Source organism: Streptomyces sp. B5E4, from assembly GCF_039871555.1.
In the GTDB taxonomy this organism is placed as follows: Bacteria; Actinomycetota; Actinomycetes; order Streptomycetales; family Streptomycetaceae; genus Streptomyces.
Map to the genome: position 1 here is coordinate 399,791 of NZ_JBDPMI010000002.1, position 23,737 is coordinate 423,527.

Genomic DNA, 23,737 nt, shown 5'->3' on the forward strand with positions numbered 1-23,737 from the left:
ACATGATCGTCTGCATGGACCGACTGGACGTCATCGACACCTGCACCCGTATGGTCTGGTACGCCGACCAGCGTGACTGGAACGCCCTCACCGGCGTCTTCGCCGACAACGTCACCCTCGACTACACCAGCCTCGACGGCGGCGAGCCCGCCGTCCTCACCCCCGGCCAGATCGCCGACGGCTGGCGGGAGCTGCTCGGCTCGTACGAGACCACCCAGCACCTGCTCGGCAACCACCTCGTCACCATCGCCGGCGCCTCCGCCGTGTGCACCGCGTCCTTCCAGGCGACGCACCGCAGGGCGGAGGCGTACGGTAGCGCGCTGTGGACGCTCGGCGGCAGCTACCGCTTCGACCTCGTCCGCACCGCGTTCGGCTGGCGGATCAGCGGGGTCGTCATGACCGCCCTGTGGGGCGACGGGAACCGCGGGCCGGTGCCGTGAGGGCGCGCGGAGATGAGCCGCCTCAGCCGGGTTCCGCCGAGGCGGAGAGGATGGCGTGCACCTTCACCGCCAGGTGCGTCTGCAGCCTGTGGTCCCCGTGCCGCCACTGCGGGCCGAGCAGCGAGGTGATGCGGTCGATGCGCTGGTAGAGGGTGTTGACGTGGACGTAGAGCTCGGCCGCGGTGCGGGTGAGGTTGGCGTCGCAGGCGAAGTAGGTCGTCATGGTGCGGGCCAGGTCGCCGCTGCGGCGCTCGTCGTAGTCGAGCACCGGGCCGAGCGTCCGGCGCACGAAGCGGCGCAGCTCGTCGCGGCCGGTCTGGTGGAACAGCAGGCCGTAGACGCCGAGTTCTTCGGGTGACGCGCCCTCGCCGTCGCGGTCCAGGGCCAGCAGGACGTCCAGACAGCGCACCGCGTCCGGGTGGGCTTCGACGATGGCCTCCAGCCCCGCGGACGCGGCCGCGGCACCGACGGTCACCGCCGCGTCCAGGGTGCGCCGCAGATGCTCGGCGAGGGCACGGGCCTTCGCCCCGGGGTCCGCGTCGCCGGAGAGCAGCACGACGACGTCGCCGTGGTGCTCCCCGGCCAGGCCGCCGTGGCGGGCCGCGTAGGGGGCCGCGGCGTCCGCGATGCGCCGGCGGGACGCGCCGTCCCGGGAGCGGGCGGTGAGCACGGTGTGCGGACGGCCGTGGGCGATGCCCATCAGGGCGGCCCTGCGGTGCAGCCCTTCCGGGTCCCGATGCGGAGAGGACAGCAGGTCGTCGAGGAACTCGCCGCGCAGCCGGTGCTCCGCCTCGGCCACGGTCCGCTCCCCGAGCAGCAGCAGTGCGGTGACCATCGCCGCCCGCTCCAGCAGCCGCACGTCGTCGGCACCGATGCGGCGGCAGAGCAGCAGCAGGACGCCCTGCACCTCGCCGCCGGCGACCACGGGGGTGGCGCAGGCGGCGCCGCCGCCGTCCGCGGCCGGCACCCGGCGCGTCCTGCGCGCGTCGGTGCTCAGCACACGCGCCTCGCGTACGGCGCGCGCCGCCGGACAGGAGTCGGGCAGCGCGCCTTCGGCGCGGGCCTGTTCGACCACCGGGTCGGTACCGGCCGCGGCCATGGTGCGGCCGCGCGGGTCGAGGACCAGCAGGCCGCCGCCGAGCACTTCCGCGAGGGTGTCGGCCACGTCCGCGAGGCCGCCGCCGTCCAGGACGATCGTGGTCAGCCGCTCGTGCAGGGCCGCGGCCCGCTCGATGGACTCGCTGTGCGCCTGGATGACCGCGTTGGCCTCGGTCAGTTCGTCGACGGTGCGGCGTACGTCCTGGAAGAGGGTCGCGTTCTCGATGGCGATGGCCGCGTGGTTGGCGAGGGACACCAGCAGCGCCACCTCGGCCTGCGAGAAGGGGCGGGCCCGGCGGTTGGCGGCGAAGAGCACGCCGATGACCCGGTCGCCCAGGGACAGGGGCACGCCCTGGATCGCCGTGACCCCTTCGCCGCCCACGGCGTCGTCGATGGTGTGGTCGAAGCGCGGGTCGTTGAGGTAGTCCGGTGTGTGGTACGGCACGCCCGTCTTGGCGACGAGGCCGCCGAGCCCCGCGCCCATCGCGAGCCGCACCTGCTTGAAGGAGTCGGTGCGGATGCCGTCGGTGACGCGCATGTACGTGTCGCCGCGGTCGTCGTCGTTGAGCATGAGGTAGGCGGCGTCGGTGCCGATGAGCTGGCGGACGCGGCGGACGATCGCCTGCAGCACGGCCTCCAGGTCGCGCAGCGAGGACAGGTCGCCCGCCGTCTCGTACAGCGCGGCCAGCTCCGCCTCACGCCGGCGGCGCTCCTCCAACTGCGCGCGCACCGCCAGGGCGTCGTCGACCAGGGGGCGCAGCGCCACCGCGGTCTCGCCCTGCGCGCCGGCGAGCAGCTCCTCGTACGCCCCCCTGGACGCGCCTTCGCGCAGGAGCCGCAGCAGGCGTTCGGCCGCCCTTCCTGCCGTGCCCGCGGCATGGGCGGTGGTGGGCAGGTCCGTGCCCATCGCGGCCTCCTCCCTCACGGCTCCCTTACCAGGGAGCGCTCCGGCCGGTCGCCGGCGGCGGGGTCACGCACCGTACCGTTCCCGGAGTCGGCGGACCCCATGCCCGTGGTGTCCCGGCGCGGCTGGAGCAGGTGCGACACGGTGCCCCAGATGCCGCGGCGGAACAGGAGGACGACCAGGATGAACAGGCTGCCGGTGACGATCCCGACCTCGTCGAACCCGGAGGTGGACAGCCAGTCCTCCAGCCGTACGACGGCCGCCGCACCCAGCAGACTGCCCCACAGGGTGCCGATGCCCCCGAGCACCGTCATCACGACGACCTTCCCCGAGGTCGTCCAGTACACCTCCTGCAGCGAGGCGAATCCGTGGTTGACGGCGTACAGTCCGCCGGCGAGCCCGGAGAGGAACGCGGAGACGGTGAAGACGACCACCTTGTAGCGGTCGACGGAGTAGCCGAGCGCCCGGGCGCGCGCCGGGTTGTCCCGTACGGCGGCGACGACGCGGCCGAACGGCGAGTGCACGATGCGCCAGGCGGCGGCCAGGCCGGCGAGGACCAGCGGCAGCGCGGCGTAGTAGTAGACGAAGGAGTCCGACAGGTCGAGGCCCGCCAGTTCGCGCGGGATGCCCTGGAGCCCGTTCTCGCCGCCCGTGACGTCCCCCCACTGGTTGGCGATGAAGTAGATCATCTGCGCGAACGCGAGGGTGACCATGGCGAAGTAGATGCCGCTGCGGCGTACCGCGAGCAGGCCGATGGGCACCGCGACGACCGCGGCCGCCACCGCGCCGCCGGCCACGGCCAGTGGAAACGGCACGCCGGCGTGGATGGCGATGAGCCCGGTGGTGTACGCCGAGGTGCCCCAGAACGCGGCGTGGCCGAAGGACAGCAGCCCGGCGTGCCCCAGCAGCAGGTCGAACGCGACGGCGAACAGGCCCCAGCAGAGGATGTCGGCGGCCACCGGGGGATAGAGCACCCACGGCAGTCCGAGGACGGACACGAGCCCGGCGGTCAGCAGCCCCCAGCGCAGCCAGGCGGGCCTGGTTCCGAGCCGGTCGAGCAGGGCGAGGATCATAGTGCGTGTTCCTCCTTGCCGAAGAGTCCGGCCGGCCGGACCAGCAGCACCACGGCCATCAGCAGGAAGACCGATGTCTGCGAGAGGACGGGGACGTAGAGGTTGCCGAGGGCCTGGAGCATGCCGATGGCGAAGCCGGCGAACACCGCGCCGGGGAGGGAGCCGAGGCCGCCGATGACGACGACCGCGAAGACCACGATGATCAGGTCCGCTCCCATGCCCGAGTTGACCGCGCGCATCGGCGCGGCGAGCACTCCGGCCAGCGCGGCGAGCGCGACGCCGAAACCGAACACGGGCATGACCCAGCGGGCGGTGTCGATGCCCAGCGCCCGGGTCAGCTCCGGTCGTTCGGTCGCGGCGCGCACCACCGTGCCGATGCGGGTACGGGTCAGCAGCAGCCAGACGGCGAGGCAGACGACCACGGCGGCGCCGAGGACGAAGACCTGGTAAGCGGGGTAGTCGAAGAGCCCGAGGTCGACGGTGCCCGGGAAGGGGCCCTCGTCGTACGGAGTGGACTGGGAGCCGTACTTCATGCGCAGCAGGTCCTGACAGACCAGCGCGATGCCGAAGGTGAGCAGGAAGTTGTAGAGCGGGTCGAGGGCGGCGAGCCGGTGGATGAGCAGCCGCTCCAGCAGCATGCCGGCCAGCGCCGCGGCGAGCGGCACCAGCAGCAGCGCCCACCAGAACCCGAGACCCGCTGAGTCCTGCAGGGCGACCGCGCCGAAAGCGCCGAGCATGTAGATGGCGCCGTGCGCGAAGTTGACGACGTGGAGCATGCCGAAGATGACGGCGAGGCCGAGGGCGAGCAGCGCGTAGAAGCCGCCCGAGACCAGGCCGTTGAACGCCTGTTGCAGGAAGGAGGTCATCGTGGTCCCGTCCGTCCGCCGCGGCCCGGGCGGGAGTTCCGCGGGCCGCGGCCGTGGGTTCGCCGGTCAGTTCATCGAGCAGTCGGGTGAGACCGGACCGAACGCCTCGTCGGCGGGGATGGTCTCCACCTTCTCGGTGAAGTCGCCTTCGGTCTCGCTGTCGGCGGGGTCCTTGACCCGCGCCAGGTACGCGTCGTGCACGACGCGGTGGTCGGCCGCGCGCACTTCGGCGTTGCGGGCGAAGAAGTCGTCGAACTTCATGCCCTCCAGCTCCTTGTTCACCTCTTCCGCGTCATCGGTGCCGGCCCGCTGCACGGCTTCGAGATAGTGCGTGGCGGCGGAGTAGTTGGCGGCGTGGTCGAACGTCGGCCACGTGCCCGCCTTCTCCCTGAACCGCTCGGCCCACTGCCGCGACTCCTCGTCGACGTTCCAGAACCAGGGGGAGGTGAACATCGTCCCGGCGAGCTTGTCCTGCCCGATCGCCTTGATGTCGGTGTCGAACATCAGGCCGATGGCGAGCTGGATGTCCTTGTCCTTGAGTTTGAACTGCTGGTACTGCTTGACGACGTTGACCAGGTCGCCGCCCGCCTGCAGGGTGCCGAGCACGTCCGGGGCCGGCTTCTTCGCCGACGCTTTGAGCAGGAACGTGGAGAAGTTGTCGTTGGGGAACGGGGTCGGGTCCTTGCCCACCACGTCACCGCCGGCCTCCTCGATGGCGGTGCTGAACTCCTTTTCCATGTCCTGCCCGAAGGCGTAGTCCGGGTAGATGAGGTACCAGCTCCGGCCGCCCTGCTTCGTCACCTCGGTGCCGGTCCCGTTGGCCAGCATGTAGGTGTCGTAGGCCCAGGCGTAGGTGTACGGGTTGCAGGACTCGCCGGCCAGCTCCGTGGTCGCCGCGCCGATGTTGAAGTACAGCTTCTTCGACTGCGCGGCGACGTTCGCCACGGCGAGCGCCGCGGACGACGTCGGCACGTCGAAGACGGCGTCGGCCTTCTCGCGGTCGTACATGTCCCGCGCCTGGGTGTTGGCGACATCCGGCTTGTTCTGGTGGTCCGCCGAGATGACCTCGATGTCGTCGGTCACCGCCTTGTCGCCGTGCTTCTTCTCGAAGTCCGCGACGGCCATCTCCACCGCCGTGACCGCGTCCTTTCCGGCCAGCTCCGCGTAGACGCCGGAGAGGTCGGTGAGCACGCCCAGGGTGATGCCGCCGTCGCTGATCTTCCCGCCGCCGGACCCCGGTCCGCCGCCGCCGCAGCCCGCCAGCAGCGATCCCGCCACCACCGTGGCCGTGGCGACCGCGGCTTTCGACCATGGGTGTCCCATGCTTCCTCCTTGAAGTGGTCGACGTTGCCGATAGGGCCCTTGCGATGGCCGGGCTACAGGCCCAGGTAGTCCAGGAGTTCGTGTTCGCGTTCCCGCACGTCGTCGTTGGCCAGCGATTCGGCGATCCGGCCGCGGTCCAGCAGGTAGTGGCGGTCGGCGACGGTGGTGGCGAAGCGCAGGTTCTGCTCCACCAGCAGCACCGCGGTGCCGTGCCGCTTGGCCTCGCGCAGGATCTCGCCGATGCGCTCGACGACGATCGGCGCCAGCCCCTCGGTCGGCTCGTCGCACAGCAGCACGCCGGCGCCGGTGCGCAGCACCCTGGCGAGAGCGAGCATCTGCTGCTCGCCGCCGGAGAGCTTGCCGCCCGGACTCCGGCGGCGCTCGCCGAGCGCCGGGAACTCCTCGTAGACGCGCGCGAGCGGCCAGGCCGAATCCGCCTTCGCCGGGGGCAGGGTGAGGTTCTCCTCGACGCTGAGACCCGCGTAGATGCCCCGGTCGTCGGGGACGTACCCGAGGCCGCGGCGGGCCCTGCGGTGCGACGGCACCGCGCCCAGGTCCCGGCCCGCCAGGCGGATCGTCCCGGACGTGCGCCGGTGCAGGCCCATCACGCAGCGCAGGAGTGTGGTCTTCCCGGCTCCGTTGCGGCCCACGAGGGTCACGACCTCGCCGGCGCCGACCGTCAGCGACACCTCGCGCAGCACCTCGGCCTCGTCGTAGTGGGCGGTCACGCCCTGCACCTCAAGCAACGCCGGCCCCCAGATACGCCTCGACGACCCGCGGGTCGGAGCGGACGGTTCGATAGGCACCCTCGACGAGCACCCGGCCGCGCTGCAGCACCGTGACGGTGTCGGCGAGCGAGCCGACGACGCTCATGTTGTGCTCGACGAGCACCACGGTGCGACCGGCGCGGATGCGGTCCACCAGCGCGACGGTGCGGTCCACGTCCTCCAGACCCATGCCGGCCGTGGGCTCGTCGAGCAGCAGTACCCGGGGATCGAGGGCGAGGGCGAGCGCCAGCTCCAGCGCGCGCTTCTGCCCGTACGGCAGGCTGCCCGCCGGCGACTCGGCCCGCTCGGCCAGGCCCACCTCGTCCAGCAGCTCCCGGGCGCGCTCCGTGAACCGCGCCAGCAGCTTGTCCGAACGCCAGAACCGGCGGCCCAGGTCGGTGCCCGCCTGCAGCGCGAGTTCCAGATGCGCGCGTGCCGTCACCCCGGCGAAGAGGCTGGTGACCTGGAACGAGCGGGCCACGCCCAGGCGCGCCACCCGCTCCGGGGGCAGCCCGGTGATGTCCTGCCCCGCCAGCTCGATCCGTCCCGCCGACGGCGGCAGGAAGCCGGTCAGCAGGTTGAACAGGGTGGTCTTACCGGCCCCGTTGGGGCCGACGAGGGCGTGGACGGTGCCCTCCCTCACCTCCAGGTCCACCTCGTCGACGGCACGGAAGCCCTGGAAGGCCTTGGTCAGGCCGTGGGTGGACAGGATGGCGCGCGGGAGCGCGGTGGTCTCACCGCTCGTCTTTCTCGTCGTGCTCGTCATGCCGACCTCGGATGCCGCGGGGTGGGTGGCCGACAGGGCGTCGGCGTCGGGGAGAACGTAGAAGCGGACGGCACGCGCGACTACAGAGGAGATCTCCACAAGCAGGCGGTCCGGAGTGTGGTATTCCTCCGTGGTCCGGGTCCCGGACCCCGGTCAACATGTCCGCCATGGCGATGATGGACATCCCGCTCAACAGTTGGCTGCTGTTCGACCACGGGCCGCGCTACTTCCACGACACCGAGGTCGTCACCCGCTTCCCGGACGGCAGCCGGCACCGCTACACCTACGCGGACTTCGGTCGCCGGGCGCAGCAGCTCATGCACGCCCTCGACGCGCTGGCACTGCCACCCGGCGCCAGGGTGGCCACGCTGGCCTGGAACGGCTACCGGCACCTGGAGGCCTACTGGGCGGTGCCCTGTACCGGCCGGGTGCTGCACACGCTGAACGTACGGCTGTCCGCCGACGAACTCGCCTACATCGTCAAGCACGCCGACGACCGGGTCGTGCTCGTGGACGCCGACCTGCTCCCGCTGCTGGAGCAGGTGGCGGAGCGCGGCGGCCTCGCGGGCGTGGAGCACGTGGTGGTCCTCGCCGACCGGGTGCCGGCGGGCACCACGCTGCCGGGCACCGTGGCCTACGAAGAGCTCATCGCCGCGCAGCCCGGGACGTACGAGCCGCGCGAGATCGACGAGCGGTCGCCGCTCGGCCTGTGCTACACCTCCGGCACCACGGGACGGCCCAAGGGCGTGGTCTACACCCACCGCTCGACCATGCTGCACGCCCTCGCCGGCTCCTCCCGGGCCGCGATGTCCATCGGCCCGGGCGACGCCGTGCTTCCGGTGGTGCCGATGTTCCACGCCAACGCCTGGGGCCTGCCCTACACCGCCACCCCGTACGGCGCCAAGCAGGTGTTCTACGGCGGGCCGCTGGAGGAGGCGGCGCTCGTGGAGCTGATGGCCGCAGAGCGCGTGACCGTCGCCGCCGGCGTGCCGACCGTGTGGATGGCCGTGGCGGACGCCCTGGCCGCCCGCGGCGGCGGGCTGCCGGACGTGCGGCACCTGCTGTGCGGCGGGGCCCGGCCGTCGCGCGCACTCATCGACCGCTACCGCACCGAGTTCGGCATCCCGCTGGTGCAGATCTGGGGCATGACGGAGACGTCACCGCTCGCCAGCTTCGCCTGGCCGAAGGAGCGCATGCGCGGCTGGGACGAGGAACGGCTCGCGGACGCCGTCCGCGGCATGGCGGGCCTGCCCCTGCCGGGGGTGCAGACGCAGATCCGCGACGCGGACGGGCGCCCGCTGCCCTGGGACGGCGCGTCGATGGGCGAACTGCTGGTACGCGGGCCCTGGGTGGCCGACGAGTATCTGGGCGAGGAGGGCGGCGGGCAGTTCACCGAGGACGGCTGGTTCGTCACCGGCGACATCGCGACCGGCTCGCCCGACGGCTACTTCGTCATCACCGACCGCGCCAAGGACCTCGTCAAGTCGGGCGGGGAGTGGATCTCCTCGGTCGACATGGAGTCGGCGGTGATGGCCATGGACGCCGTCGCCGAGGCGGCGGTGGTCGCGGTGCCGGACGAGAAGTGGTCGGAGCGGCCGCTGGTGTGCGTGGTCCTTCGCCCCGGCGCGACGGTGACCCTGGACGAGGTGCGTGCGCACCTGGAGCGGAGCGGATTCGCGCGCTGGCAGCTGCCGGACCGCGTCGAACTCGTGGACGCGGTGCCCCGCACCGGCACCGGCAAGTTCGACAAGAAGGCACTGCGGGCACGCTTCGAGTCCTGAGAGGCACCCGATCGCGGCGCGCGGTCCGGCGTTCTCCTACGTCACCTCGTGCCGCGCGTCCGCAGCGGCCGGCCGTTCCGCCAGCCGGATGCCAGGCCAGCGGTCCGCGGCGGCCAGCTCCCGGGTGACCTCGACGATGCCCCGGAGCACCGCAGCGACGCTGTCCCGCGGCTCGTAGCGGTCCGTGGCGGTGAGAACGGCGATGTGGCGGCGGAGCGCCGGTGCCACGATGCGGCGTACGCCGAGCCGGTGCGGGTCGTGGCCGGCGACCACCGAGCGCGGCAGGATCGTGCACGCCTCGCCGCTTTCCGCGATGCGGATGAGCGTGCCCAGCGACTCCACGTCGCCGACGTTGACGGGCACCATGCCGTGCGCGGCGAACGCCCGGTCCACCAGGGTCCGCAGGTTGCTGCGCGCGCCCGGCGTCACCAGCGGCACGTGCCGCAGATCGCGCAGGGGGACCTCGTCCGGCGCCGCGGGGGCGGCGTCCGGCCGGCCGATCAGGTACAGACTCTCGGAGTACAGCGGCAGCTCCGCCGGGCGCGGCGCGTCGTCCTCGCGGAAGACGGCGGCCAGGTCGAGCCGCCCGGCGAGCAGCAGTTCGTGCACGTAGCCGCTCATCGACTCGAACATCTGCAGGTGGATGCCGGGGTAGTGGGCCCGTACCCAGGTGAAGAGGGCCGGCGCGAGCGGCGCGGCGACCGTGGTCGGCAGCCCGATCGCGACCGGGCCGTGCACCGGCGGCCGGCTGACGGCGATGTCCTGCGCGAGCCGGTCGAACTGGCGCACCAACTGCTGCGCGTCTCGGTACAGCGCCCGGCCCGCGGACGTGGGCCGCACGCCCCTCGGGCCGCGGTCCAGCAGCCGGACCCCGAGATGCGCTTCGAGCTGGGCCATGCGCTGGCTGATCGCGGGCTGGGAGACGTGCAGCGCCCGGGTGGCCCGGGACAGGCTGCCGGCGTCGACGACGGCGATGAAATCACGCAGTTGAGCGATGTCCACGGGCTTCTCCGCACCGCCTTCCCACTGATGCCCCGATGCCGGGAGGTGTCCCGCTCGGCGTCTACGCGGAGGTGTGCCGTGCGGCCTGCGCGGCGATGCGGCGGGCGCGTTCGACGACCGGCCGGTCGATCATCTCACCGTCGACCGCCGCCGCGCCGTCGTGACCCGCGGCCAGCACGCGCCCGGCCCAGGCCAGCTCGGCCTCGTCGGGCGCGTAGGCGGCGTGCACCTGCTCCAGTTGCGCCGGGTGGATGCACAGCTTGCCGCCGAAGCCCCAGTCCCGGCCGCGGCCGGCGGCCCGGGCCACGGCCTGCGCGTCGCGTACCGCCGTGGTGACGCCGTCGACCGGCGCGGGCAGGCCGTGCGCCGCCGACCAGCGGACCAGCTCCGACCGCGCGGGGTCGAGCGCCAGGTCGTCGCGTACGCCCAGATCGAGGGCGAGGTCGACGCTGCCGAAGAGCAGCCGCAGGCAGTCGGGCTCCGCGGCGATGCCGTCGAGGCCGACCAGCCCGCGCGCCGACTCGATCAGGGGGAGCACGGGGGCGCCGCTCGCCCGGGCGGCCTGCCGTACCTGTGCCGCGGACTCCGCCTTGGGCAGCACGACCGCCGCGGGGGACAGCGCCCGGCACACGGCGAGGTCGTCGGCGAACTCCGCGGCCCGGGGACCGTTGACCCGCACGGCCACCGGCACGGCGGCATCCCGCGGCCAGCCGGCGTACAGGTCGTCGCGGGCGGCCGCCTTGTCGGCGGCGGCCACGGCGTCCTCCAGGTCGACGATCACGGCGTCGGCGCCGCTGCCGACGGCCTTCCCGAACCGGTCGGGCCGGGTGGCCGGGACGAAGAGCCAGCTCACCGCCGCGCCCAGCGCCACCGCGCGGCCGGTCATACGGTGCCCCCGGCGACCAGCTCGTCGATCTCGTGGTCCGCAAGACCCACCTCGGCGAGGATCGCCCGGGTGTGCTCGCCGAGATCGGGTACGGGATCCATCCGCGGGGCGTCGTCGACCGGGCCCGGCGGGGCCAGCGCCGGGATCGGACCCGCCGGGGTCTGCACCCGGTGCCAGCGGTTGCGGGCGGCAAGCTGCGGGTGCTGCCAGACATCGGCGAGCGAGTTGACCCGGGCGTGCGCCACCGGGACCGCCGCCAGCAGCTCGACGGCCGCGGCGGCGGTCAGCTCGGTGAAGCGCGCCGCGATGATCGCGCCGAGGGCCTCGCGGTGTGCGTTACGGGCCGCGTTGCCGGCGTAGTCCGGATGCGTCGCCAGCTCGGGCCGCCGCAGGAAGCGCTCGCAGAACGCCGCCCACTCGCGCTCGTTCTGGACGCACATCATGACGACCTTGCCGTCTCCGGCGGTGAAGGGGCCGTACGGATAGATCGTGGCGTGCGCCGCGCCGGCCCGCGGCGGCGGCGCGGCGCCGTCGTAGGCGTAGTAGAGCGGGAAGCCCAGCCACTCCACCGTGGCCTCCAGCATCGACACGTCGACGTGCGCCCCCTCGCCGGTCCGGCCGCGCCGGATCAGGGCGGCGAGGACCGAGCTGTAGGCGTACATCCCCGCCGCGATGTCGGAGACCGAGATGCCCACCTTCGCCATCTCCGCGTCCGAACCGGTCACCGACAGCAGTCCGGACTCGCTCTGCACCATCAGGTCGTACGCCTTCGCGTCGGCGTACGGGCCCGGGGTGCCGTAACCGGAGATGTCGCAGACGATCATCGCGGGGTGGGCGGCGTGCAGCTCGGCCCAGCCGAGCCCGGCGCGCCCGGCCGCGCCCGGTGCCAGGTTCTGCACGAAGACGTCGGCGCCGGCGAGCAGCCGGCGCAGCACGTCCCTGCCGCGCGGGTCCTTGATGTCGAGGGTGAGCGACTCCTTGTTCCGGTTGGCCCACACGAAGTGCGAGCTGAGCCCGCGCACGCGGCTGTCGTACGCGCGGGCGAAGTCACCGCCGCCGGGCCGCTCCACCTTGATCACGCGGGCGCCGAGGTCGGCGAGCTGGCGGGTGGCGTACGGAGCGGCGACGGCCTGTTCGAGCGAGACGACGGTGATTCCGCGGAGGGGTTGCATGTGTTTCCTTCTCCCGGGCTTGGCCGAGGACCGGTGGCGGTCCTCAGACCACGAAGCTCACGGCGATGACGAGGGCGAGCGAGACGACGGAGGCCAGCGCGGTGACGAAGGTGAGCGCCTTGAGCGCGCCCCGGGTTGTCACCCCGAGCAGCGGCTGGAACATCCAGAAGAAGTTGCTGTTCACCTGCAGGGCGAAGAGCGAGCCCGAGCCGATCGCCAGCGCCAGCACGGCGGGCTCCACGGCGAGTTCGCCCATGATCGGGGCGATGATCCCGGCCGCGGCGATGGCGGCGACGCCGATCGACCCGATGGCCAGGTGCAGGAGCGCCGCGACCAGCCAGACCAGCAGGATCGTCACCACGGTGGACATGCCCGCGTCGGCGGAGAAGATCCCGGAGAGCACGTCGTCGAGGCCGGTCTCGCCGATCACCGCGCCCAGCGAGCCGCCGACCCCGGTGACGAGCAGGATCTGCCCCGTGCTGTGGAAACCCTGGGTCATCGCCTCGCCCACCCGCTCGCCGGTGAGCACCCACTTCGCCAGGGCGTACGCGCCGACCAGGCCGGCGAACAGCGCGAACGCGGGGTCGCCGAGGAAGGTGAGCAGATCGGACTTCACGCCCGCGGCATCGCTGATCGCGCCGGTCGCGATGAGCAGCAGCGGGATGGCGATGGGCAGCAGCGAAAGGGACAGCGGCGGCATCGGCCGGCGGGCGCCGGGGACGTCGGCTTCGGGGGTGCCCGCCACGGACGTGGCCTCGGCGGGTGCCTCGGCGGTGGTGACCGTGCCGGAGTCACCTGCCGGGCTGGGGTCGGATCCCGGCGCCGCCGTGCTCCCGTGGGATCCGCGCGGGGGTACGGGCCTCGCGCCGCCGGCGCCGGTGGCGGGGCCGTCCCGGTGGCCCCGGCCGTCCTGCGCGTTCTCGGCGTCGGGCACCTCGTCGGTCGCCGCGTTCCACAGGCCGTGGCGCAGCAGCCGGCCGTAGAGGAACGTGGTCAGCAGCGCGGCGAGCGGGCCGAGGACGAACCCGTACACCAGCATCGTGCTGAGCGGTACGTGCAGGAGCCCGGCGATCGCCAGGGTGCCGAGGCCGGGCACGACGAACACGTAGCCGACGAGGATGCCCGCGCTCAGCGCGCCGCTCATCATCGGCAGGCCGTGGCGGCCCATGCGCGGCGCCGCCGACTTGGCCAGCGGGGCGGCGAGGACGAGTTGGACGTCGACGTAGATGGACGGGAAGACCGCGCTCAGGGCCCCGGCAAGGGCATAGGGGAGCTTTCCGGGCCCGAGGACGCGCAGCAGTTTTTCGACCAGTTTCTGCAGCGATCCCATGGAGTTCAGCAGCGAGCCGAGAAGCACGCCGAAGCCGATCAGCAGACCCACCTCGGCCATGATGTCGCCGAAACCGTCCACGATCGTTCGGATGGTGCTTTCGAAGCCGAGGCCGGACGCGATTCCGAGATAGAGGGAGCCGATGACCAGGGCGATCACCGGTTCGACCTTCGGTACCAGAATGAGCAGGATGACCACGAGAATGGCTATCGCGGTATGCAGTGCTGTCAAGGGAGTTCCTCTCACCACGGTGTGAGTGCATGAGATGGAAACACGGTGGTCACGGGGGCGGAAGGCGGAGATCTCCGATAGGGGTATCAGCCGTGGTGATGGCTTCCGCGGGCCGTGACGAAGCGCTGCCCGCCCGTGATTTCCGGATCGGGTCGTGAAGTCGTATGTCCCGCCATTGCCGGAAAACGCGGAGGGCCCGAAGTCCCGTCAGTGGGGAGCGGAGCCGGGGTCGCCGTAGCGAACGACCTTTGTGGGAACCACGATCCGCAGCGGCGCGGCGTCGTCCGGACCGGCATCCGGTTCGTTCATGCGGCGCAGCAGCAGTTCCGCGGCCCGCCGGCCGAGTTCGCGCGGATCGTACGCGACGATCAGCGGCACACCGAGCACGTCGGCCAGTTCGAAGTCGTCGAAGCCCGCGAGGCTGACGCGGTGCCCGAGCCGGCTCGTGGCGCGGAAGGCGCCGAGGGTGTTGCGGCTGTTGGCGCAGAAGAGCGCTGTCGGGGGCCGGGGGAGTTCGATCAGCTCCCGGGCGGCGGCCTCGGCGGCCGGGATGGTGCGCTGCCGCAGCCGCACGTACCGTTCGTCCAGCGCGACCCCGGCCTCCTCCAGCGCGACGCAGAAGCCGCGGAACCGTTCCGAACTGGTCCAGACGGACGGTGGCAGGCCGAGGAACCCGAGCCGGGTGTGGCCGGCCGCCAGGAGGCCGGCCGTCGCCTCGCGAGCGCCACCGAAGTCGTCCACCAGCACGCAGTCCAGCGGCACGCCCGACGGGGGGCGGGCGCCCAGGACGATGGGCACCGAGCCCGGCTGGGCGGCGAGGTGGGAGTGGTCGTTGCCGGCCGGTACGACGATCATGCCGTCGACCCGGCGGGCGGTGAGTTCTTCCACGAGCCGCCGCTCGCGTTCGACGTCTTCGTCGGTGTTCGTGAGGACGACCTTCAGACCGTGCCGGCTGACGCCCGATTCCACGCCCAGGGCGAACTGGGAGTAGAAGGGGTTCGCGAGGTTCGTGACCACGAGGCCGATCAGTCCGCTGGTCCGCCCCAGCCGGAGGTTGCGGGCGACCTCGTTGCGCCGGTAGCCGAGGGAGTCGACCGCGGCGAGGACCCGCTCCCGGGTCGCCTTGCTCACGCCGGGGTCGTCGTGCAGCACGCGGGACACCGTCATGGGGCTGACCGAGGCATGATCGGCGACGTCCCGCATCGTCGGAGGGCGACGAGATGGAGAGTCCTCGGTCACGTCTTCTCCCCCGCTGTGTCACGTCGAGGCACCCCCGCGCCCGGCCCGCCGCAGGACGGCGGAGAGAGGAGATTCCGCGATCCTGCCGCGACCTTCCGAGCGGCACCACGCTAGCACCGAACCACATCATCCGAGGCCGGAGAGCGACGCCAAGGGCACGGAACGTGCGGGTGGGTACGAGGCGGCGGCTCCGGCACCACCGGGCACCACCCGCGAGGAGCGTCATCGGCCTGTCTGCGACGTGGCGATGGTAACGCTATCTTCCCGGAGTGCGCGATGCCTCGGTGTACGTAGAGCCGGCTCGCCGCAGGGGATTTCGCCGGTTCGAATCGTCGATCTTCCTGCATGCCTGTTCAGAGGGGTGCAGCTGGATTCGAGGGGACGCACCCTCTTGACGCCGGTGGATGGGGCCTTTACGTTCCAACCGCACTGCAGCATGGTAACGATAACTCGCCTCCAAGCTCCGTCACTTGATCGACCGGCGCACCGGGCCCTTCGGCTCTCCGCACGTGCTCGCAGTCCGCTCTCCAGTGATCCTCCGTGCCGAGTCCCGAGCCGGTCGGCCGACTGCCAGGGGTGCGGAAGCACCGGCATCACCAGGGTTATCGACAACGCAGACGCACGGCACCGGACGGTCCCGTGCGCCGCCCCGAAGACAAGGCAGAGACATGTCGCAGCCCGATCCGTCCCCCCAGGCCACGTCCCGCCGCCGCTTCCTGGCCTCCACCGGCGGGTTGCTGGCCGTGAGCACCCTCGGAGCAGGCGCCCGCGGAGGCACGGCCGCCGCGGCCGGGCCGTGGGACGCGCCTTCGGCCGGGCCCTCCCGCGACTACGTACGCCTGGTCGACCCCTGGGTGGAGGCGGACGTCGGCCGGTTCTTCTTCTTCCAGTCGGCCGGCAACCCCTTCGGCATGGTCAAGCTGCGCCCGGACACCAGCACCCACTCGGTCTGGGGCACCGGCTACCGCAGGAGCGAGTCCCAGGTGAAGGGCTTCAGCCATCTGCACTGCTGGCAGATCTCCGGGGTGCAGGTGATGCCCACGACCGGTGAGGACGTGCCGAAGCTGGAGGGTGACACCGGTTGGCAGTCGTTCGTGAATCACGATGTCGGTGAGGTGGCGGAGCCCGGCTATCACAGGCTCCATCTGGACCGGTACGGCATCACCGCTGAGCTGACCTGCACCGACCGGGTCGGGCTGCATCGCTACACGTACGGCGAAGCCGGCCGGAGCGAGATCGTCGTCAACCTCGGCGGTGTGCTCGGCGAGGCCGAGATGCAGGACGCCCACGTCACCAAGGTCGGCGACCGGGTGATCGAGGGATACGTGGCACAGTCCGGCACGCTCACCGATGGCTACTACTACGGCCAGAGCGACGACAAGCACACCAAGCTCTACTTCAGCATCCGGTTCGACCGGGCCTTCGACTCCATGCACGGGTGGGCGGACGGCGATCTTGTCGACGGCGGGGCCGCGGTCGGCGAGGTCGAAGGTGATGGTGCGGGCTTCTACGTCCGCTACGGCCGTCTCGATGCGGGGGAGCAGGTGCAGGTGAAGGTCGCGTTGTCGTTCACCGGGGTGGCGGGGGCGCGGAAGAATCTGGAGGCGGAGCTGCCGGGGTGGGATTTCGAGGCGGTGAAGGCGGCGTCACAGGAGCACTGGAACCGGCTGCTGGGCCGTATCGACGTCGAGGGTGGCACCGAGCAGCAGCAGGTGAAGTTCTATACCGACCTGTTCCACGTGCTGTGCGGTCGCAGCGTGATCAGCGACGCCGACGGCACGTACCTCGACGACACCTGGAGCCGCGGGCGGATCGGTCGGCTCCCGCTCGACAGGTCAGGACGGCCGCGCTTCGCGATGTACAACTACGACGCGCTGTGGCTGACGCAGTGGAACCTCAACACCGTGCTGGGGCTGGCGTATCCGGAGATCTACTCCGGCATCGTGAAGTCGCAACTGCGGATGTACCAGGACGGAGGACTGCTGCCGCGCGGCCCGGTGGCCGGCAACTACTCGTTCGTCATGACCGGTTCCCCGGCCACCTCGTTCATCAGCGGGGCCTGGAACAAGGGCATCCGGGACTTCGACATCGACCTCGCGTACGAGGCCATGCTCGACGCCCACTCGCTCGGCGGCCTCTTCGACAAGGCACCGTACGAATACGCCACCTGGGGCGAGAACCACGGCGGCGGCCGCACGTACCTCGACCTCGGGTACGTACCCCACGACCTGCACGCCGGATGGCGGAGCCGCGGCGCCGGGGAAACCGTCGAGTACGCGTTCCAGGACTGGACGCTGGGTCAGTTGGCGCGGCGGTTGGGGAAGTCGGGTCTGAACGTGGCGCAGTTCGCCGAGGTGTCGGTGTCGTCGGAGGTGAACGATTCGACGTTGGCGGGTGTACGGGCGGTCGACGGCCGGCCGCCGCGTTCCAGCGTGCACGAGCCGAACACGGGCTGGGCGTCGCGGGAGCGGAAGCCGTGGATCAAGCTGAGCTGGGCGGAGAAGAAGCGCGTTCAGAAGGTGGTGCTCAGCGACCGGGCCGAGGGGGATTCGCGGGTGAACTCCGGTGTGCTGATGTTCAGTGACGGGTCGTCGGTCAAGGTGAGCGGTGTTCCTGCCGGAGGCGGGAACAAGGTGGTGGAGTTCCGGCCCAGGCGGGTGAGCTGGGTGAGGTTCGAGGCGACCGGTGGCACCGGTGAGAACGTGGGGCTCAGCGAGTTCGAGGTGTGGGACGACACCGACGCGGGCGCGTTCCTCATCGAAAGGTCCGGGAGCTGGCGCAACCTCTTCGACCGCTCCACCGGATTCATCCGGCCCAGGGATGCGAACGGCCGCTGGAAGGACCCCTTCGACCCGCTGTCCCCCGACGACTTCGTCGAGGCCAGCTCGTGGCAGGCCACCTGGTACGCCTCCTACGACGTCCTCGGGCTGGCCAGCAGACTGGGCGGCAGGGCCGCCTACGCCGACAAGCTCAACGGGGCCTTCGAGCGGTCCGAGGAAGCCGAGTTCACGGGGGCCGGCCAGAACGGCGACGAGGACGCGTACGTCAACTACGGCAACCAGCCCGGCCTTCAGATGGCCCACCTCTTCAACTACGTCGGTCATCCCTGGCTGAGCCAGTACTGGGTGCGCAAGGTCAAGGAGATCACGTACGGCCCCACATCCACGACCAAGGGATACGGGGGGCACGACGAGGATCAGGGTCAGATGGGCTCGATCAGTGCGCTGATGGCGATGGGGTTGTTCGAGGTGACGGGGGCGAGTCTGTCGCGGCCGGTGTACGACATCACGTCGCCGGTGTTCGACGCGGTCACCATTGAGCTGCACCCGGACTACTACTCGGGCGGCCGGTTCCGGATCGTCACCCACGACAACTCCGCCGAGCACATGTACATCCAGCGGGCCGCCCTCAACGGGCGGCCCCAGGACAACGCCTGGTTCCACCACGACCGGCTCGCCGCCGGCGGCACCCTGGAGCTGTGGATGGGCCCGGAGCCCAACAAGGACTGGGGCGTGGCGGAACTGCCGCCCTCGAAGTCGCCCGAAGCGCCCGCGGTGCTCTACACCACCCGCGACACCGTACGCCTCGACGCCGGCGAGAACGGCACCCTCACTGTGGCCGCACGCAACCTCACCAACCGACCGGTCAAAGCCACCTGGCGCGCCCAGGCCCCCGCCGGCATCACCGTCCAGCCCTCGACCGGAAACATCGACGCCCCCGCCGACGACAACGCCGAAGACGACCTCACCCTGCACGTCGCCGACGGCACCGCCTCGGGTCTGCACCGCGTCGTGTTCAGCGGCCAGGCCGCCGACGGCACCGAACTGCCCGACGCCATCATGTACATCCACGTGGCCCCCGCTCTCTCGATCGAGACCGAGCCCGCGGAACTGCACCTGCTGGAAGCCGCCCCCGTCACCTTCCAGGTGCGGCTGACCGGCAACGACGATCAGGCCCTCGGCGCCGATGTCTCGCTGCAGACCCCCGAGGGCTGGCACGTCGAGCCCGTGACCCGCACCGTGCAGGTCGCCGCCGGCGCGAGCGCCACCACGACCTTCACCGTCACCCCGCCGCAGGGCGTCGTCGGCCCGCAGACCCTCACGCTGCTCGCGCAGGGCGGATGGGGCAGCGTCGAGCACCAGCCCTCCGCGACCGTCCACCGGGTCGTCGCCCGTCTCGGCGACGCGGACCTGGGCACGGGGGAGTTCGCGCTGTCGCCGAACCGCTATGGCGACTACTCCGCGACCTTTCCCGACGGTGTCGACTTCATCCTCGGGAGCAGCGACCCCGCCACCGCCTGGAGCTACATCCACCCCGGACCCAGCGACGCGTGGGCTGGCGCCAAGCCCCACACCTTCACCCTCCGCTTCGACCTCGACCAGGCCCCCGCCGCCGACCTGGCCCTCACCGCCTGGCTCATCGACACCCAGCAGTCCGGACCCTCCCTCCGGCTGTCCCTCAACGACGGCCCGGCCACCACCGTCACCCTGCCCGGCGGCGGCGGTGACGGCTTCCACTGGGGCGACGGAGCCGGCGGAGCCATCCGCCCGGCCGCCTTCGACGTCTCCCTCCCCGCCGCCCAGCTCCGCGCCGGCCGGAACACCGTCACGCTCACCAACGCAGCCGGCTCCTGGATCGTCTACGACGCCCTCGCCATCCGGGAGACGTCGTAGCCGCAGTCCACCGTGTAAGACCGCGCATCGAGCTCGTCAACCGTGTCCCATCGATCGACAGGGGATTGCCATGCCTGCACGGAAAGCCTTCGGTGGAATGTCTCGTCGCCGTCTCCTCATGTCCACCGGCGGAATGCTGGGTGCCGGCGTGGTGGGCGCCTATGGACCGGGCAGCGCCTGGGCGGCAACGCCGGGGGAGGGCGCCGCGGGCGAGGCGGGCCGCGACTACGTGAAGCTCGTGAATCCCTGGGTGGAGGCGGACCGGGGCCGGTTCTTCTTCTTCCAGTCGGCCAGCAACCCCTTCGGCATGGTCAAGCTGCGCCCGGACACCAGCACCCATGCGACCTGGGGAACGGGCTATCTGCACAAGGAGAACCAGGTCAAGGGCTTCAGCCATCTGCACTGCTGGCAGATCTCCGGGGTGCAGGTGATGCCCACGACCGGTGAGGACGTGCCGAAGCTGGGGGGTGACACCGGTTGGCAGTCGTTCGTGAATCACGATGTCGCTGAGGTGGCGGAGCCCGGCTATCACAGGCTCCATCTGGACCGGTACGGCATCACGGCCGAGCTGACCTGCACCGACCGGGTCGGGCTGCATCGCTATACGTACGGCGAAGCCGGCCGGAGCGAGATCATCGTCAACCTCGGCGGTGTGCTCGGCGAAGCGGTGATGAAGAACGCCCGGATCACCCGGCGCAACAGCCGCGAGGTGGAAGGCTACGTACTCCAGCACGGCACCAGTTACCCCGCACACAAGAATCACCTCTTCTTCAGCATCCGGTTCGACCGGGCCTTCGACTCCATGCACGGGTGGGCGGACGGCGATCTTGTCGACGGCGGGGCCGCGGTCGGCGAGGTCGAAGGTGATGGTGCGGGCTTCTACGTCCGCTACGGCCGTCTCGATGCGGGGGAGCAGGTGCAGGTGAAGGTCGCGTTGTCGTTCACCGGGGTGGCGGGGGCGCGGAAGAATCTGGAGGCGGAGCTGCCGGGGTGGGATTTCGAGGCGGTGAAGGCGGCGTCACAGGAGCACTGGAACCGGCTGCTGGGCCGTATCGACGTCGAGGGTGGCACCGAGCAGCAGCAGGTGAAGTTCTATACCGACCTGTTCCACGTGCTGTGCGGTCGCAGCGTGATCAGCGACGCCGACGGCACGTACCTCGACAACACATGGCAGCACCGCAAGGTCCAGAAGATCCCGACGGATTCCCAGGGCGTGCCGCGCTTCGCGATGTACAACTACGACGCGCTGTGGCTGACGCAGTGGAACCTCAACACCGTGCTGGGGCTGGCGTATCCGGAGATCTACTCCAGCATCGTGAAGTCGCAGCTACGGATGTACCAGGACGGGGGGCTGCTGCCGCGAGGCCCCGTGGCCGGCGACTACTCATGGGTGATGACCGGCTCGCCCGTGACGTCCTTCATCAGCGGGGCCTGGAACAAGGGCATCCGGGACTTCGACATCGACCTCGCCTACGAGGCCATGCTCGACGCCCACTCGCTCGGCGGCCTCTTCGAAGCCGGTTCGTTCGAGTACGGGCGCTGGGGAAGCTGCGGCGGCGCCCGGCACTACTTCGACCTCGGATACGTACCCAACGAGATCTGCAGCGGACCGCTGGAAGGCGGAGCGGGTCAGACGCTGGAGTACGCGTTCCAGGACTGGACGCTGGGTCAGTTGGCGCGGCGGTTGGGGAAGTCGGGTCTCAACGTGGCGCAGTTCGCCGAGGTGTCGGTGTCGTCGGAGGTGAACGATTCGACCCTGGCGGGTGTACGGGCCGTGGACGGCCGGCCGCCGCGTTCCAGCGTGACCGAGCCGGTGAACGTGGAGTGGGCGTCCAGGGAGCGGAAGCCGTGGATCAAGCTGAGCTGGGCGGAGAAGAAGCGCGTTCAGAAGGTGGTGCTCAGGGACCGGGCCGAGGGGGATTCGCGGGTGAACTCCGGTGTGCTGATGTTCAGTGACGGGTCGTCGGTCAAGGTGAGCGGTGTTCCTGCCGGAGGCGGGAACAAGGTGGTGGAGTTCCGGCCCAGGCGGGTGAGCTGGGTGAGGTTCGAGGCGACCGGTGGCACCGGTGAGAACGTGGGGCTCAGCGAGTTCGAGGTGTGGGACGACACCGACGCGGGCGCGTTCCTCATCGAAAGGTCGGGGAGCTGGCGCAACCTCTTCGACCGGTCCACCGGATTCATCCGGCCGCGTGCCATGAACGGCCGCTGGCAGGACCCGTTCGACCCGCTGTCGCACGAGGACTTCGTCGAGGCGAACGCATGGCAGGCGACCTGGTTCACCTCTCACGACGTCATCGCCCTGGCCAACAGGCTCGGCGGACGGAAGGCGTACGCCGACAAGCTCAACTACGCCTTCGAGCAGTCCGCCGAGTCGAACTTCATCGCCGAGTACGGGAAGGGGCACGTCAGCTACGGCAACCAGCCCGGGCTGCAGGTGGCCCACCTCTTCAACTACGTGGGACATCCCTGGCTGACCCAGTACTGGGTGCGGCAGGTGAAGGAGAAGACCTACGGCGCGATCTCGACGACCGACGGCTACGGCCACTTCGACGAGGATCAGGGTCAGATGGGCTCGATGAGCGCGCTGATGGCGATGGGGTTGTTCGAGGTGACGGGGGCGAGTCTGTCGCGGCCGGTGTACGACATCACGTCGCCGGTGTTCGACGCGGTCACCATTGAGCTGCACCCGGACTACTACTCGGGCGGGCGGTTCCGGATCGTCACCCACGACAACTCCGCCGAGCACATGTACATCCAGCGGGCCGCCCTCAACGGGCGGCCCCAGGACAACGCCTGGTTCCACCACGACCGGCTCGCCGCCGGCGGCACCCTGGAGCTGTGGATGGGCCCGGAGCCCAACAAGGACTGGGGCGTGGCGGAACTGCCGCCCTCGAAGTCGCCCGAAGCGCCCGCGGTGCTCTACACCACCCGCGACACCGTACGCCTCGACGCCGGCGAGAACGGCACCCTCACTGTGGCCGCACGCAACCTCACCAACCGACCGGTCAAAGCCACCTGGCGCGCCCAGGCCCCCGCCGGCATCACCGTCCAGCCCTCGACCGGAAACATCGACGCCCCCGCCGACGACAACGCCGAACGCGACCTCACCCTCCGCGTAGACGCCGACGCCCCGCCGGGACTGCACCGGGTGGTGATCAGCGGCCAGGCCGCCGACGGCACCGAACTGCCCGACGCCATCACCTACGTCCACATCGCGCCCGTGCTCTCGATCGAGACGGTCCCGGATCGGCTGATCCTGCTGCAGGACACTCCGTCGACCGTCCTGGTGCAGGTGAACAGCAACGACGTCGACCGGGCGCATGCCGTCGATGCCGGTCTGAAGGCGCCGGAGGGCTGGACCGTCGAGCCCGCGAAGCGATCGCTCGACGTGCCCGCCGGCGGCAGGACCACGACCACGTTCACCCTCACCCCGCCGGCGGACGCATCCGGTGAGCGGTCCCTGACGTTCACCGCTCAATGGGAGGAGGGTGGCATCGAGCGTGAGCTGTCCGCGACCGTGAGCCGCAAGGTGGCCCTGGTCGGTGCCATCGACCTGGGCACCGGGGAGTTCGCGCTCTCGCCGAGCCGCTACGGCGACTACCCCGAGGCCTTCCCCGACGACGTCGACTTCACCGTCGGCAGCAGCGACCCCGCGACCGCCTGGAGCTACATCCACCCCGGACCCAGCGACGGCTGGGCGGGCGCCAAGCCCCACACCTTCACCCTCCGCTTCGACCTCGACCAGGCCCCCGCCGCCGACCTGGCCCTCACCGCCTGGCTCATCGACACCCACGAGTCCGGACCGCCGACCATGCAGCTCTCCCTCAACGACGGGCCTGCGACCACCGTCACCGTTCCCAAGGGCGGCGGCCAGGGCTACCACTGGGGCGACGGAGCCGACGGAGCCATCCGCCCCAGCACGCTCGACGTCGCCCTGCCCGCCGCCCAGCTCCGCGCGGGCCGGAACATCCTGACGCTCACCAGCGCAGCCGGCTCCTGGCTGGTCTACGACGCCCTCGCCATCCGGGAACGCCCGTAAGGGACCGGTCGCCGACCGGAGCCGGGCCGCCACAGGCCCGGCTCCGGTCCGCCTCGCGACGGCCGGGCAGCCGCCTTGCGGTCGGTGGCCTTTGCACTCCGGTCCGGGTTCACACTCGCCGCCCCGCACTCTCGGCCGGAAGGGACG

Annotated in this window: 15 protein-coding genes; 4 read left to right on the plus strand and 11 right to left on the minus strand. The window is 71.2% G+C overall.

Annotation, left to right across the window (positions count from 1 at the left end):
- Positions 1-14 precede the first annotated feature (14 nt).
- On the plus strand, positions 15-440 hold the full coding sequence (locus ABGA99_RS04325; protein WP_347579161.1) for a nuclear transport factor 2 family protein: 426 nt from the start codon (positions 15-17) through the stop codon (positions 438-440).
- A gap of 22 nt (positions 441-462) precedes the next feature.
- Here ABGA99_RS04325 and ABGA99_RS04330 read toward each other — a convergent pair whose 3' ends face one another.
- From ABGA99_RS04330 to ABGA99_RS04355, 6 genes are all read right to left on the minus strand, one after another.
- On the minus strand, positions 463-2,445 hold the full coding sequence (locus ABGA99_RS04330) for a GAF domain-containing protein (protein ID WP_347582172.1): 1,983 nt from the start codon (positions 2,443-2,445) through the stop codon (positions 463-465).
- A gap of 14 nt (positions 2,446-2,459) precedes the next feature.
- Entirely contained in the window at positions 2,460-3,515 is a 1,056-nt protein-coding gene (locus ABGA99_RS04335) for a branched-chain amino acid ABC transporter permease (RefSeq protein WP_347579163.1), read from the minus strand.
- A complete protein-coding gene (locus ABGA99_RS04340; protein ID WP_347579164.1) occupies positions 3,512-4,381 on the minus strand; it encodes a branched-chain amino acid ABC transporter permease in 870 nt (289 codons plus the stop codon). Before ABGA99_RS04340 ends, ABGA99_RS04335 begins: the two co-directional genes overlap by 4 nt.
- A 66-nt stretch (positions 4,382-4,447) precedes the next feature.
- A complete protein-coding gene (locus ABGA99_RS04345) occupies positions 4,448-5,704 on the minus strand; it encodes an ABC transporter substrate-binding protein (RefSeq protein WP_347579165.1) in 1,257 nt (418 codons plus the stop codon).
- Between the two features lie 53 nt (positions 5,705-5,757).
- Positions 5,758-6,432, minus strand: coding sequence for an ABC transporter ATP-binding protein (locus ABGA99_RS04350; RefSeq protein WP_347579166.1), 675 nt, complete (start codon positions 6,430-6,432; stop codon positions 5,758-5,760).
- Positions 6,433-6,442: 10 nt separating this feature from the next.
- Complete coding sequence (locus ABGA99_RS04355; RefSeq protein ID WP_347579167.1) at positions 6,443-7,336, minus strand: ABC transporter ATP-binding protein; 894 nt, start codon at positions 7,334-7,336, stop codon at positions 6,443-6,445.
- A gap of 68 nt (positions 7,337-7,404) precedes the next feature.
- Here ABGA99_RS04355 and ABGA99_RS04360 point away from each other — a divergent pair, with 68 nt between their 5' ends.
- Positions 7,405-9,018, plus strand: a complete 1,614-nt coding sequence (locus tag ABGA99_RS04360) for a long-chain fatty acid--CoA ligase (RefSeq protein WP_347579168.1) — start codon at positions 7,405-7,407, stop codon at positions 9,016-9,018.
- 36 nt (positions 9,019-9,054) lie between these two features.
- Here the strand turns inward: ABGA99_RS04360 and ABGA99_RS04365 are convergent, their stop codons facing one another.
- The 5 genes from ABGA99_RS04365 to ABGA99_RS04385 form a co-directional block, all read right to left on the minus strand.
- Positions 9,055-10,020, minus strand: coding sequence for a LysR substrate-binding domain-containing protein (locus ABGA99_RS04365; protein WP_347579169.1), 966 nt, complete (start codon positions 10,018-10,020; stop codon positions 9,055-9,057).
- Positions 10,021-10,081: 61 nt separating this feature from the next.
- The gene (locus ABGA99_RS04370) at positions 10,082-10,906 is read right to left on the minus strand and encodes a CoA ester lyase (RefSeq protein WP_347579170.1); all 825 of its coding nucleotides are present in this window, start codon (positions 10,904-10,906) and stop codon (positions 10,082-10,084) included.
- Positions 10,903-12,078, minus strand: a complete 1,176-nt coding sequence (locus ABGA99_RS04375; protein ID WP_347579171.1) for a CaiB/BaiF CoA-transferase family protein — start codon at positions 12,076-12,078, stop codon at positions 10,903-10,905. The genes ABGA99_RS04370 and ABGA99_RS04375 overlap by 4 nt, the downstream gene beginning before the upstream one ends.
- A 43-nt stretch (positions 12,079-12,121) precedes the next feature.
- The gene (locus tag ABGA99_RS04380; RefSeq protein WP_347582173.1) at positions 12,122-13,639 is read right to left on the minus strand and encodes an SLC13 family permease; all 1,518 of its coding nucleotides are present in this window, start codon (positions 13,637-13,639) and stop codon (positions 12,122-12,124) included.
- Between the two features lie 207 nt (positions 13,640-13,846).
- A complete protein-coding gene (locus ABGA99_RS04385; protein WP_347579290.1) occupies positions 13,847-14,842 on the minus strand; it encodes a LacI family DNA-binding transcriptional regulator in 996 nt (331 codons plus the stop codon).
- Positions 14,843-15,546: 704 nt separating this feature from the next.
- Between ABGA99_RS04385 and ABGA99_RS04390 the strand changes: the two genes are divergently transcribed.
- Together ABGA99_RS04390 and ABGA99_RS04395 are read left to right on the plus strand one after the other, a co-directional pair.
- The gene (locus ABGA99_RS04390; protein ID WP_347582174.1) at positions 15,547-19,551 is read left to right on the plus strand and encodes a glycoside hydrolase domain-containing protein; all 4,005 of its coding nucleotides are present in this window, start codon (positions 15,547-15,549) and stop codon (positions 19,549-19,551) included.
- Positions 19,552-19,669: 118 nt separating this feature from the next.
- Positions 19,670-23,590 carry a glycoside hydrolase domain-containing protein gene (locus ABGA99_RS04395; RefSeq protein WP_347582175.1) on the plus strand — a complete coding sequence of 1,307 codons (3,921 nt, stop codon included), beginning with the start codon at positions 19,670-19,672 and terminating at the stop codon, positions 23,588-23,590.
- Positions 23,591-23,737: the final 147 nt, after the last annotated feature.